Genomic DNA, 12,366 nt, shown 5'->3' on the forward strand with positions numbered 1-12,366 from the left:
GAGGTCCCGGCCATGAAGTCATCCGCCCCACCCGCCCCGCGGGAAACCCGACTGATCGAACTGTGGTCGCTCCGCGAGGACACCACGGTGGAGACTGCGGCGGACGATCCCCGGACCGGCCTCGTCAGCACCCGCTGGGACGAGATCCGGCTGCCGTTCACCGACCCGGTGATCTCCCGCGCCCTGGAACGCATGACGTACGGCCCGGTGTCGCTGGACAACGTCCTGCCCGGCTTCAGCGACGCCGGGTCCCTCCCCGGCGACCCGCGCCGCGCCGCACTCCGGGCCACCCTCGAGTCGGTGCGCCACGCCGTGATCCGTACGCTCGCCCTGTCCGACGGCACCGAACAGCTCGCGGTCGTGCCGATCGTGCGCGAGGCCCGCTTCGCCCCCGCCAGGCCGCCGCTGGAAGCCGTCCACCGGCTGTCCCGGTTCGCCACCCTGCGCGTCGGGTCCCAGGACATGATCCTCGAATCGCCGCTGAGCGCCCACCGGGTGCTGCTGCACACCCCGCAGGCGATGTGGCTGGTCAGCTGTTACGTACGCCCCACCTCGGTCCTCGACACGGCCCGGCTCCTCGACGTTCCGGTCGACGTGGTGCGCACCGCGGTCGGCTATCTGGAGGCGGCCGGGATGCTCGTTCCCGGGACGCCCGGGGGGCGCTCCGACGGCCACGCCACCGGAGCGGAGGACCGGGGGGCGTACGCCGTCACCTTCGCCGAGGACCGGGACCCCGCTCTGGAGCACTGGTCGCCGCGCGAGCTGATGCTGCACAACCGCAGCAGGCCGGGCCTGCACGACGAGCAGCTCGGCCTCGACGTCAAGGACGACACGGCCGCGCGGGAACACCCCGCACCCGGTCGCATGCCCTTGGCGTTGCCGGTTCCCGACCTCGACCTCGTCCTCGCCCGGGACCCCCGTCTGACCACCGTCCTCGAATCCCGCCGCTCCGTCCGGACCGACGGCGGACTGCCGCTGTCCCTGTCCCAGCTGGGGGAGCTGCTCTACCGCTCCGCCCGGGCCCGGCCGACCGCCGGACGCCCGTACCCGAGCGCAGGCTCGGTCTACCCGCTGGAGCTGTACGTCACGGTGGCCGGCTCCACCGAACTTCCCCGCGGGGCCTACCACTACGACCCGGCCGGACACACCCTCTTCCCCCTCGGCACCGAACCGGTCCTGGTGGACGCGCTGTTGGGCGAAGCGGGCACCAACGCGGGGCTGAGTCAGGAACCACCCGTCCTGATCAGCATGACGGCACGATTCCGCCGAATGAGCACCGCCTACCCGGGCAGCGCCTACAGCGTGCTGCTCAAGGAGGTCGGGGCGCTCCAGCAGACGCTCTACCTGGTCTCCACGGCCATGGGCATCGGGCCCTGCGCCCTGGCTTTCGGCGACACCGCGACCTCGGCCCGCGCCTTCGGTCTCGACTGGCGCGCCGAGTCGGGCGTCGGCGAATTCGTCCTGGCGGCGCTTCCGGCCGGGGCGCCCTCCGCGGAACACCAACTTCCGGTAACGTCAGGTGGTTTGGCCGCGAGAGGTTCACGACCGGAGATACCTCCCAGTCCGTAACCTACTCGGCCTATGCTGCACACCCCGTGCGAAAACGCAGTCGAGTAGGGAGCCCCTGTGCGATGGTCCCGCACCGCAGATTCAGACGTATGCAGCCACCGGGCCAGCGAAGGAGGTGATTTGGCGCCGCGCGTCGCCGGCACCATCACCATTGTCGTCATCCTCTGTTTCTTCGCCGTCGCGCTGACCTACGCCGTCGGCGGAGGATTCGGAGGCGGAGAGCTCGCCCTGTGCGGCGTCCTCATGCTGATGCTGCTCTTCCTCCAGCTCAGCCACTCCTTCCCGGACTGGATACCGGCGGCCGCCCGCTACCGCAGGGGTACGTTGGCCCTCCAGGCGGTCCTCACCTTCGCCCCGTTCACCCTGTTCGGCGCCGCCTGGCTGGGAATGCCCGGCTTCCTCGCCGCGTCCTCGCTGCTCGTCCTGAGGTCGGCACTCGCCTGGACCGCCTTCGCCGCCGTCATCGCAGCGACCGGCGTCGTCCAGTTCGCCGTGGGGTACGGAGTGGGCCAGCTCGCCTACAACACCGTCGCCACCGCCCTCACCGGCCTGGTCGTCTACGGGCTGAGCCGGCTCTCCGGTCTGATTCGCGAAGTGCAGGCGGCACGCGAGGAGTTGGTACGCCTCGCCGTGACACAGGAACGGCTCCGCTTCGCCCGCGATCTGCACGACCTGCTCGGCTTCAGCCTCTCCACCATCACGCTCAAGTGCGAACTCGCCCACCGGCTGGTGCGGGTGGCGCCGGAGCGCGCGGAGATGGAGATCACGGAGATCGTCCAGACCGCCCGCCAGGCGCTGACCGACGTCCGCTCCGTGGCCAGCAGCTACGTCCAGATGAGCCTGAGTCGCGAGGTGGACAGCGCGGCCTCCCTGCTGCGCGCGGTGGGTATCCGTACCGACATCCGGGTCACCCAGGAGCCCCTGCACAGCTCCGTGGACACCGTCCTCGCGACCGTACTGCGCGAAGGCGTGACCAACCTGCTGCGGCACAGCAAGGCCCAGCACTGTGTGATGGAGGCGAGCGTCAAGGACGGCACCGCCCGCCTCCGCATCGCCAACGACGGTCTGCGCGACCGGGATTCCGCCCACTGCCCCGACGCCGAGGGCGCCACCGGCGGGGTGGGTCTGCGCAGCCTCACGATCCGCGCCGAGGCCGTGGGCGGCCGGCTCACCAGCCGTGTCCGCGAGGACGGGTGGTTCGAACTCACCGTGGAACTCCCCTCCCCGCCGGCCGGCACCGCCGCGGAGACCCCCGACCGCGAGGCGGCGGAGAGCTAGGGCGTGCCCCGCGGGCCGGTCCGCGGGACACGCCCCCGGCTCACAGCCAGCCGGCGTCCCGGGCGATCCGTACGGCGTCCATCCGATTGCGGGCGTTGAGCTTGGTCACCGCTGTGGTCAGATAGTTGCGCACGGTCCCCGCGGACAGGAACACCTTCCGCGCGATCTCCGGTGCGTCGAGCCCCTGCGCGGCCAGCCGCAGCACCTCGGTCTCCCGCGCGCTCAGCGGACTCCCCCCGGCCGTCAGCGTCGCGAGCGCCAACTGCGGGTCCACGACCTGCTCCCCGGCGACGACCTGGTGGATCGCCGCCGCGAGCCGGGTCGGGTCGGCGTCCTTGAGCAGGAACCCGGACACCTTCGCCTCCAGCGCCCGACGCAGGTTCCCCGGCCTGCCGAGACTGGTGAGAATGATCGTCCTGCATTCCGGGAGCTCCCGGCTCAGCAGCTCCGCGGCTCTGATGCCGTCGATCCCCGGCATGTCGATGTCCAGTACGGCCACGTCCGGCCGGGTCTCCAGCGCCACCGGAAGCACCCGGTCGCCGTTGTCGGCCTCCCCCACCACTTCGATGCCGTCCTCCAGTTCCAGCAATGAGACCAGGGCCCGCCGGAGCATCAGCATGTCGTCCGCGAGCATGACTCGGATCACTGTTTCCCCCCTCACGAACCCCCCTGTGGAGCCCGTTCGCGAGGTGAATCGTAGTGCGGCAAGCGGGAATTGGCGGATAATCGTTACCGCACTTCGGTATTCGCGCTGGTCAGAGCTCCGGCGCGAAAGCGACCGCCGCAGCATGATCGTCCGCGGTGGCCACATCCCGTACGGTCCAGCCGTCGGGCCCCGCGGCCGGTGTGACACCCGTACCCATGTAGTCCAGCGCGGGGGAGCGGCCGAGTCCGGTACCGATGCCCTTGAGGTACGCCTCCTTGCGCGCCCACGCCCGCGTGAAGGCGGACGGGCGCGACTCCTCGTCGAGCGCCGCCAGCTCGGCCTGCTCGTCCGGATGCAGGACCGTCATCGTCTCCGCGACGGACTCGGGCGTCGGTACGCGCTCCACGTCCACACCGAGCGGCACCGGCGCGAGCCCGAGCAGCACCATCGACCCGCCGTGCGAGAGCGAGAAGTACGCCCCGCCGCCCTCCACCACGGGCCGGCCGTGCGGCCCGCCGCAGCACGGGCACACGGCCCGCCCCAGCCGGACCGCCTCCGGCGCGAGACCGAGCCGTTCGCCGAGCAGCACCCGCAGCGCCACATGGGCCACGAGATAGCTCCGCCGGTCCGTCTCCCGGCGAAAGGACTCCGCGCGCCGCAGCTCCCCGGCGTCCAGCACCCGGGGAGCGAGCCGCCCCGCCCAGTCGGCCCAGGCATCCGCCTCGACCAGCCACAACGTCGTCTCCGAGGCCCGCTGCACGGGCAGCGCGGCGGGCGGCGCCACACCCGGCGACTCGGGCAGGGACGGGATCACGGCTTCCTCCGAGGTCCGTGCGGGGGATCGCCGGCCTCCAGTCGCTCGACGTACCCCGCGATCCTGCGCGCCCGTGTCTCCGACTTCACCGCCTTCTCCACGTTGAGCAGTATCTGGTATCTGTTGCTCCTGCTCAACGCCTCGTACGCGGCGGCCGCCGCCGGGGACGCGTCGAGCGCGGCCCGCAGATCGGGCGGGACCTCCGCCGTGCTCTGCGGCGCGTACGCGGCGGCCCAGCGGCCGTCGGCCTTCGCCAGCTCGATCTGCGCGAGCCCCGCCGGCCGCATCCGGCCGGCGGCGATCAGCTTCTCGACCTTGGCGCAGTTGATCTTCGACCAGGGGCTGCGGCGCTTGCGGGGCGAGAAGCGCTGCGCCCACCAACCGTCCGGCACGTTCCCGGAGAAGGCCTTGCCGTCGATCCAGCCGTAGCAGAGCGCGACGTCCAGGGCCTCGGACCGGGTCACCGAGGCGACCGCCGTGCCCTTCTTCGGCAGTGCGAGCCAGACCTCGTCGGCCGCCCCGTGATGCGTCTCCATCCAGGCGGCGAACTCCTCCACGGAGGAGCAGCGCAGATTGTCGTCCGTCGTCATGCCGCCGTGTCCACCTCCACCGCCTCCGTGACGCGCGCACCGGAGCGCGCGGTGTCCGGCACGCTGCTCAGCGGCCGGCCCTGCTGCTCGGCGGCGGCCTTGACGCGCTCCAGAGTCATCCGCATCCCCTCACGCAGCTCCTCGGTGTGGTTCTCGTAGCCACCGAGCATCGAGTTGGCGAAGGAGGCGGTGCGCTTGCGCTGCCCGGTGTTCTGCCCCGAGACGTCCCACACCTCGGTGACCAGCGTTCCTCCCTGGCCGTCCCGCTCGAGACGGTAGCCCCAACGCACCCCGTTGGTCGTGGTGTGGAAGGCGAAGGACTTGCCCCGCTCCCACTGCTCGACCGTGTTGGAGGTGATCCACGCGACCCAGCCGCGGCGGTTGATGCCGATGAACTTCGCCCCGACCCCGCGCTTGTCACCGCGCCAGTAGCAGCGGCGGCACTCGGGGCTCCACTCGCCCATCCGCGTCACATCGCTGATCAGGTCCCACACCACCTCGGGAGACGCGTCGATCCGGATCGACACCTCCTCGGGACGGTAGTCGGCCGCGATCGTCCCGCCGGCCTTCTTCGCGAGCTTGGCGCCCCTGCGACGTACCCCGCGCAGCTCCGCCAGGTAGGGGTAGTGGTCCACCTGCATGGTGTGCCGCTTGGAGGTGATGTAGCGCTTGGCGAGCTTCTCCTTGTACCGGGTGATCTCCTTGCGCATCTCCGAAAGGGACGGCAGCGCGGCCTTGCCCTGGAGCAGATCGGCGATCCAGTGGGACTGGGCCTCGGCCAGCACCGTCGTCGCCCCCAGCGGCTGGAACAGCCCCACGAAGTACAGCCCGGAGTGCTGGGGGTCGACCACGCGGTGGAAGAGGGAGACGTCGTTGTCCGTCGGGGCGATCACGGACTCGTCGAGGAAGGGGAAGCTGACCTTGTAACCGGTGCTGTAGATGACCGTGTCGATGACCTCGCTGCTGCCGTCGGTGAAGTGCACGGTGTCGCCGTCGAAGTGCGAGATGTTCGGCTTGACCGACAGACCGCCGTGGCCGAGCCGGGGGAGCAGGGACTCCGAGACGGTCGGGTGGGAGTTGAACAGCTTGTGGCCCGGCTCCGGCAGACCGAAGTCGGTGACCTTTCCGATCGTCATCCGCAGCAGGAGGGCCATGACCCAGCGCTGGGTCTCGCGCGGCATCACGCGGGTGATGAACGGGCTGATCATGTCGTCGCCGGGCTTGCCGAACATGAACTTGGGGAAGACGTAGCCACCGGTACGGATCGACAGGAACGTGCGCTCGGAGACGGTGGAGGTCTCCACCGCGATGTCGGAAGCCGAATTGCCGAAGCCCAGCACGAGCACCCGCTTGCCGGCGTACTCGTCGGGGACCTTGTAGTAGTGCGAGTGGATCTGGGTGCCGGTGAAGGTGTCCGCGCCGGGGAAGCCCGGCTCGGGGTCGCGCGGGTCCCAGTGGTGGCCGTTGGCCACGACCACGGAGCCGTAGTGGCGTGTCGTCTCGACCCCGGTGTCACGGTCCTGCGAGGTCACGGTCCAGCCGCCGCCCTCGGCGGGCTCCACATGGGTCACCGACGTACGGAACGCGATCGACTCGCGGAAGCCGAAGTGGTCGACGTAGTCGTCCAGGTACTGCGCGATCTGGACGTGGTCGGGATAGTGCGGGTAGTCCTTCGGCATGGGGTACGCGCGGTACTCGGACAGCTTCTTGGACGTGTTGATGTGCAGGGACCGGTACCCCGACGACATGCCGTTGTCGTTGAGATAGCGCCAGTTGCCGCCGACCTTCGAGCCGGCTTCGTAGCAGTCGAATTCGATCCCGCGCGCGTGCAGAACCTGGCAGGCGGCAAGCCCCGACCAGCCGGCTCCGATGATGCAGACCTTCTCCATGGGGGTGCTTCTCCTTGTGTCTCAGGACAGGTAGTGGCCGCCCGCGGTGACCCGGGCGGGGCCTCCGACGGCGGAGATGACCTGGTGGGCGCTGCGGAGCAGCACATGTCCGACGGCCGAGTCGATCGCACCCGCGAGATGGGGGACGCTCGTGCTGTAGCTGACCTCGAAGGCGACCTCGCTGCCCCCGGGGACATCCGTGCTCGTCCAGGCCCCCTTCAGATGCTGGAAGTCCCCGCTGACCTGCTCGAACTCGATGCGGTACGACTGCTCGGCCGGGGTGGCACGCTCGGTGGGCCGCACGTCGGCGGACTCGCTCCGCTGCACGTCCGCACGGTCGGCGGACTCGCTCCGCTGCACGTCCGCACGGTCGGCGCGCTCGTACCTCTGCACCCAGCCGGCCGTACCGCCGCGGAAGGCGAGCAGCCACTCCTGATCCCCGTCGACGGTGTCCGCGACGGAGAGGATGTCCTCCGCGTACGAGGGGAACGCCGCCCCGTCCGCGAGGCGTTCGATCACTTCGGCGGCCGAGGCGGGGACCGTGGCCTTCAGTACGCGGGTCGTCATGACGCGTCCTCCTTGTCGGCCGCCGGGCGCAGCACACTGACGGCCTGGAAGCGGGTGGTGCGCAGCATGGGGTGGCTCGCCTCGCCGAAGGCACCGCCGGTGAGACCGGGGCCGCCCTGGTTGGGCAGGAAGGGGAGGAAGCCGCTGTGCGAGTCGTTGATCTTCAGATTGCCGGCGTTGGTGACCCCGTCCAGGAAGCGCTCGATCGTCGAGAAGCTGGAGGACCAGACGGAGTTGCGCAGTCCGTACGCATTGCTGTTGACGAACTCCAGTACCTGCTCGAGGAGTTCGTCGTCCGAGGCGACGGTCTCGGGCACGATGATCGGCAGCAGCGGGAAGAAGGTCTCGTCGCGGACGACGGAGAGCGACCTGGCGCCCTGGAGCCCTTCCACGCGCACGATGGTCGGCTCGACGAAGAATCCGGTGCTCGACTCCGAACCGTCCACCTCCAGACGGCGCCCGCCGTGCACGAGCTTCGCGCCCTTGGCGAGCGCCTCGCCCAGGCAGCCGAAGAACCAGTCGACCCCGAGGACCGGCGTGAGGACCACGCCCGGCTCGTCGGGATAGCCGGGCCGGATGTCCCTGGTGGCCTCGACGAGCCGCTCGATGAGCTCGTCGGCGATCGCCGGATGGGCGACGACCTGGTTGGGGACGTTGCAGATCTGGCCGGAGTTCAGGAAGAACTGGGTGATGGTCTCCACCGCGGCGTCCAGGTCGGCGTCGTGCCAGACAACGCAGCAGTCGTTCCCCGCGAGCTCCAGGATCGGCTTCTTGCCCGCGGCGATCGCGTCGGCCTCGAACTCCAGGCCCTTCTTGCTGCCGCCGAAGTAGAGCACGTCGTCGACGTGCTCACTGGCGAGCCAGGTCTCCAGCATGGGAGCACCGCAGAACGCGTTGACCGTCCCGGCCGGCGCGCCCATCTCCTCCAGCACGGGCGCCACGACCTCTCGCATCGCGTACATACAGCTGAGCGCGACACCGCGCGGCGCCCGCACCACGACGGTGTTGCCGGCGATGAGGGCGGTGAGCCCGTTCAGCGCGTTCACGGTCGCGGCGTTCTGCGGCGGATTGATGCAGACCACGCCGTCGGGAATGCGGCGCAGAATCATCTCCCGCTCGCCGTCCACGCGCCGGAACTCCAGCTGCTCGGCGCACCATTCGAGCGTTTCGCTGCTCCAGCTGGTGAAGGGAATTCCCGTGATCATTCCCTCGGCCGCGTCATGGGGAGTCCCTTCGGCGACCAGAATCTCGACAAGCGGCTCCCGGTGCTCCAACAGACGCTCTCCGATGCGCCGCCCCACCTCCAGACGTGTCTCGATCGGCACCCGCCGCCACTCCTCGGCGGCCTTGGCCGCCGCCTCGAGTGCCAGCGCCGCCATCTCCTCGTCGGCGACGACACAGGCCCCGACGACGCGCTCCCCCGCCGCATCCGGATCGACGATTCCCAGATCGAGATCGCGCTTGAGACGCAGACTGGGGAAGGTGTCCTCGATGAGGGAACGGGCGGTAATGGTGTGTACGAACTGTGGATCGGCGCCGGTGATGTCCTGGCCACCGATGTAGGCCGGATATACCCCGAACTTCATTTCGCCCCCTTCGGTCAGTCCGAATACGGCTGACGTTTGTCCCCAAAGCTAGGGTGGCGATTCGGGGGGAACAATGAGCCCGCCATCAGGCTTGCTTATGGAAGCGATCCGCCCCGACTCGGCCTCCTCGTCACACTCTTGGCGTCGGGCGGAAGGCGGGCGTGCGGACGACCAGGGGCTGATCGTCCCCGTCGCCGCGGCAAGCCGGCGAAGACCGCCCAGGATCGCAAACCGGCGACACCCGCGACGCGAGGGAAAGGACCCCCAACGGCAAGGGCGGCGCGAGCGGCGCAGGGAGCGAGCCCCGGGCGGCACGGGCGGCGGGGGAGCGCCCCGAGCGCCCCCGACCGGCGGCCACGGGAAAGCGCGTAAGTCACCCTCGTATCGGACCGGTTGCACACCCTCGATCCGGACGGGACGGGAATCGTCTCAGCCGCCGATGTCCGGAAGGTCATGGACGGATCGCTCGTGTATTCCCATGCGGATCGGAAACACCAGGCCTGGAGGGGAAGCCAGTTGTTCCACGGCGACGACAAACCGGCGTGCCGGTCCTGTGCGAAAATGCTGCCGCTCGCCGGCGCCGTCGCGCACCACTGAGAGAGAGCAAGCAATGCTGAGAATGACAGCGGACGAGGTCGCGGCCGCCCTCACAGACGCGGGCTGGTCCCGTGGGCGCGACATCGGTGCGGAACTGCCCGAACTCCTGCGGGTCGTGACGGAGCGATTCGCCGACGAGGGGCATCCCGTCCAACCGTTCGAGGCCGCCCAGGATTTCGTACGCGAATTCGGCGGTCTGCGTATGGTCATCGCGGGCACTCCTCCGGACGCCGTGGGCTTCACCCCGCATTGGATCTACGAGGAGAGCGGCGAGGACGTGGCCGAGCTGGCCGGGAAACTGGGCCAGAGGCTTTTTCCGGTCGGATACGAGGAATTCGACGGGGCGATGGTCCTCATCGACGAGACCGGGCGCTTCTTCCTCATGCACCACACCGGTCCCTACTTCCTCGGGGCCAACACGGACGAGGCCATCAGCTGTCTGCTGCGCGGCCCCCAGCAGGAAGCGGGAAAGTACTTTGTCTGACGCGATCCCGGGGACGGCCTCGTCCCTGCTCGTCCAGGGGACGATCACCAGCCACACCGACCTGACCGGTGACGGCGAGCCCCGTCTCCATGCCGCCGTCCAGGAGTTCTTCGACGCGCTCCCGCCGAGCCTGCGCGAACCGTTCCTCGGCTACTGCGCCGAGTCCGCGCTCATCTCCGACCAGCTCCACGCCTTCGACGCACGCCGGCCGGACGGCAGGACGACCACCCTCGACGAGGCGCTGCCCCACTTCACCGGTGCGGCCCTGGTCTCCCGGAAGATCCGCGCCCAAGGCGACCCCGAACACGGCACACCGGCCACGGTCTGCCGCTCGTGCACGGCGCTGGCGGAAAGGCTGGCGATCACAGTGGTCGGCGATTCGTGAGCCGGGCCATGACGGGCGACGGCGTGACGGACCCGGCGGGGACACTGACCCGGGCAGGCTGGCATCCAGGACGGGACGCCGGTGACGAGGCCATGCTCGCGATCAGGAGGACCGCGGGCCTGGGCCCCTGGATCCCGTTCCCGGCCGCCGAGCGCGCGGTACGGGAGTTCTACGGGCTACGCCTGGAACCGGCCGCACACGGCGGCAGCGAGGTCGCGGCGACGGGCTGCGTCGTCGACCCCCAGGAGGCCCGCTACTCGGGCCCGGCCCTGCACCCCGTGGCCGACGCACTCGACACCCGTCTCTTCCCCCTCGGCCGCACCGACGCCGACGCGCCGATGGCGGTCGACGAGCAGGGCCGGCTGTTCTCCGTGGGCACCGGGGGCGCGTGGCTGCTCGGCGACACCGTGAGCGACGGCCTCACCGCGCTGACCGAGGGCCACCGACCGCCGCACGTCCGGGCGCGAACGTGGCACTGGCCACTGACCGAGACCCCGGCGGACCTGGCGGCCGCCGTCAGGGCGGCGCTGGTCGCGGTCTACGTCCTGCACACGAGCGGGTTGTTCGACGCCCGGACGCTCCACGTCCGGGCCACGAGCCTCAGAGGTGCGGGCGCACGGGTCCTCGACGAGACCTTCCCCCTGCGGCCGGGGCCGCTGGAGGACAGCGCCACCCCGCTGATCGAGGCGATGGAGCAGGGGCTGTCCGCCGTGTCGCAGACGCCCCACTCCTGCGAACTGACCCTGACGGTCCCCGCCCCGCCCGACACGCCCGCGCCCCTGTCGGAGCTCGCCTGCCGACTCACGGTGGGCGGCCCCGAGGGCTTCACCCTGTCGCTCTCGGCACCCCCGGCGGCCTCCTTGGGTCACCCGGCCACGCTCGTGGACGCCTGCGTCAAAGCCTTCGACACCTGGTCGCCACCACCACCCACGAACAGCTGACACCGGGATGCCCGTGGGGGCCGAGGGACAGGGATCCCGGTTTTCAGCAGGTACTTGTCAGCGACTGAGCTCGTCCAAGAGGTCCAGGGAGAACGTCAGCCCGCACAGGGCCACGGCTATGAGCGCCACCACTCCCAGCGAACAGACGAGAGCGATCACCGTCATGATCCAGCCGCACCCCACGGCGGAGTGGTAGTCGCTGTCGTCATCCCAGTCCCGGTCACCCATGACGGATGAGCAGTGCTGGTACCCCCACGGCCCGCCTCCCCTCTCGCAATTGAACGCGTTCAACCTAGCTCATGCAGAGGCGATGTGGCGAGGCCTCGGGAGCCGAGGCCGGCAGCCTCCTCGCGCGGCCCACCGCGCGCGCTGGGGCGGTGCGTTGTCAGTGCCACCTCCTACGCTCGCTGTCGATCGAACGGTTCGGATGAGGAGGAGACGAGGATGGGCGGCAACGCGTGGAGTCACACGGGCCCATATCAGAGTGATCTGGGGGCCGCGTTCCGACAGGCTCGGGAAGAGGCACTGGCCCAGGACGACCACGGCTTCGAAGGCCGGTCGATCGAAGAACTGTGGCACGACGCGGAGTGGCACGAGTACATCTTCACCGGCGGCACGGGCACGGTGCTGGACTTCCCCCACATGATCGACGCCACGGACACCGACGACGGCCCCTTCATGCGACCCCTGACCGACGCCGAGGTACGCGCCTGGTCGCCCAACGGCCGACCGACCCAAGCGGAGTGGGAGGAAGCACTGAAAAGCCATCGCGCGCCCTTCCCCGACCGAGCCCAAGGCAACTGCACGGTGCTCTACGAGGCCGGCCGTCCCATACGGATCGGCTACTGGGGCGTCACGGCCGACTGACGACCACCTGGGGCCGCCGGGCGGCCGTGCCCAACCACCACGACGAAGAGGCCGACTTCGATCACGCCCTGGTGGTCCGCGGCCTTCGGACCGGCCCTTGCGCCCGGCCGCAGCCCCCCGCGGGCCGCCCCCGCCGCGGGCGGGCCACACGTG

13 protein-coding genes are annotated in these 12,366 nt (G+C 70.2%); 6 read left to right on the forward strand and 7 right to left on the reverse strand.

The genetic code is table 11. The features are described from left to right. Positions 1 to 12 precede the first annotated feature (12 nt). Both ACFC0D_RS10745 and ACFC0D_RS10750 read left to right on the forward strand, forming a co-directional pair. On the forward strand, positions 13 to 1,569 hold the full coding sequence (locus ACFC0D_RS10745) for a SagB family peptide dehydrogenase (protein ID WP_376433361.1): 1,557 nt from the start codon (positions 13 to 15) through the stop codon (positions 1,567 to 1,569). A gap of 120 nt (positions 1,570 to 1,689) precedes the next feature. Continuing rightward, positions 1,690 to 2,847, forward strand: a complete 1,158-nt coding sequence (locus ACFC0D_RS10750) for a sensor histidine kinase (RefSeq protein WP_376433363.1) — start codon at positions 1,690 to 1,692, stop codon at positions 2,845 to 2,847. Between the two features lie 40 nt (positions 2,848 to 2,887). Here the strand turns inward: ACFC0D_RS10750 and ACFC0D_RS10755 are convergent, their stop codons facing one another. The 6 genes from ACFC0D_RS10755 to ACFC0D_RS10780 form a co-directional block, all read right to left on the reverse strand. Further along, a complete protein-coding gene (locus tag ACFC0D_RS10755; RefSeq protein WP_376433365.1) occupies positions 2,888 to 3,481 on the reverse strand; it encodes a DNA-binding response regulator in 594 nt (197 codons plus the stop codon). 121 nt (positions 3,482 to 3,602) lie between these two features. Further along, entirely contained in the window at positions 3,603 to 4,307 is a 705-nt protein-coding gene (locus ACFC0D_RS10760) for a 4'-phosphopantetheinyl transferase family protein (RefSeq protein ID WP_376433367.1), read from the reverse strand. Then, positions 4,304 to 4,897, reverse strand: coding sequence for a YdeI family protein (locus ACFC0D_RS10765; protein WP_376433369.1), 594 nt, complete (start codon positions 4,895 to 4,897; stop codon positions 4,304 to 4,306). The genes ACFC0D_RS10760 and ACFC0D_RS10765 overlap by 4 nt, the downstream gene beginning before the upstream one ends. Further along, the gene (locus tag ACFC0D_RS10770) at positions 4,894 to 6,786 is read right to left on the reverse strand and encodes an NAD(P)-binding domain-containing protein (RefSeq protein ID WP_376433371.1); all 1,893 of its coding nucleotides are present in this window, start codon (positions 6,784 to 6,786) and stop codon (positions 4,894 to 4,896) included. The genes ACFC0D_RS10765 and ACFC0D_RS10770 overlap by 4 nt, the downstream gene beginning before the upstream one ends. A gap of 21 nt (positions 6,787 to 6,807) precedes the next feature. Continuing rightward, positions 6,808 to 7,353 (reverse strand): SRPBCC family protein, encoded by a 546-nt coding sequence (locus ACFC0D_RS10775; RefSeq protein ID WP_376433373.1) that lies wholly within the window; start codon positions 7,351 to 7,353, stop codon positions 6,808 to 6,810. Further along, positions 7,350 to 8,939, reverse strand: a complete 1,590-nt coding sequence (locus ACFC0D_RS10780; RefSeq protein ID WP_376433375.1) for an aldehyde dehydrogenase family protein — start codon at positions 8,937 to 8,939, stop codon at positions 7,350 to 7,352. The genes ACFC0D_RS10775 and ACFC0D_RS10780 overlap by 4 nt, the downstream gene beginning before the upstream one ends. A 610-nt stretch (positions 8,940 to 9,549) precedes the next feature. On the opposite strand from ACFC0D_RS10780, the gene ACFC0D_RS10785 reads away from it, so the two are divergent. The 3 genes from ACFC0D_RS10785 to ACFC0D_RS10795 are packed head-to-tail and all read left to right on the forward strand — an operon-like array spanning position 9,550 to position 11,346. Then, on the forward strand, positions 9,550 to 10,020 hold the full coding sequence (locus ACFC0D_RS10785) for an SUKH-3 domain-containing protein (RefSeq protein ID WP_376433377.1): 471 nt from the start codon (positions 9,550 to 9,552) through the stop codon (positions 10,018 to 10,020). Next, positions 10,013 to 10,405 carry a YwqJ-related putative deaminase gene (locus ACFC0D_RS10790; RefSeq protein ID WP_376433379.1) on the forward strand — a complete coding sequence of 131 codons (393 nt, stop codon included), beginning with the start codon at positions 10,013 to 10,015 and terminating at the stop codon, positions 10,403 to 10,405. The genes ACFC0D_RS10785 and ACFC0D_RS10790 overlap by 8 nt, the downstream gene beginning before the upstream one ends. Continuing rightward, positions 10,402 to 11,346: an SUKH-3 domain-containing protein gene (locus ACFC0D_RS10795; RefSeq protein WP_376433381.1), complete on the forward strand. Its 945-nt coding sequence runs from the start codon at positions 10,402 to 10,404 to the stop codon at positions 11,344 to 11,346. Before ACFC0D_RS10790 ends, ACFC0D_RS10795 begins: the two co-directional genes overlap by 4 nt. A gap of 57 nt (positions 11,347 to 11,403) precedes the next feature. On the opposite strand, the gene ACFC0D_RS10800 is transcribed toward ACFC0D_RS10795, so the two are convergent. Then, the gene (locus tag ACFC0D_RS10800) at positions 11,404 to 11,574 is read right to left on the reverse strand and encodes a hypothetical protein (RefSeq protein WP_376433383.1); all 171 of its coding nucleotides are present in this window, start codon (positions 11,572 to 11,574) and stop codon (positions 11,404 to 11,406) included. 216 nt (positions 11,575 to 11,790) lie between these two features. On the opposite strand from ACFC0D_RS10800, the gene ACFC0D_RS10805 reads away from it, so the two are divergent. Further along, a complete protein-coding gene (locus tag ACFC0D_RS10805; protein WP_376433385.1) occupies positions 11,791 to 12,213 on the forward strand; it encodes a hypothetical protein in 423 nt (140 codons plus the stop codon). Positions 12,214 to 12,366 lie beyond the last annotated feature (153 nt).

The sequence above is a fragment of the Streptomyces sp. NPDC056222 genome (genome assembly GCF_042264065.1).
Classification (GTDB): Bacteria; Actinomycetota; Actinomycetes; order Streptomycetales; family Streptomycetaceae; genus Streptomyces.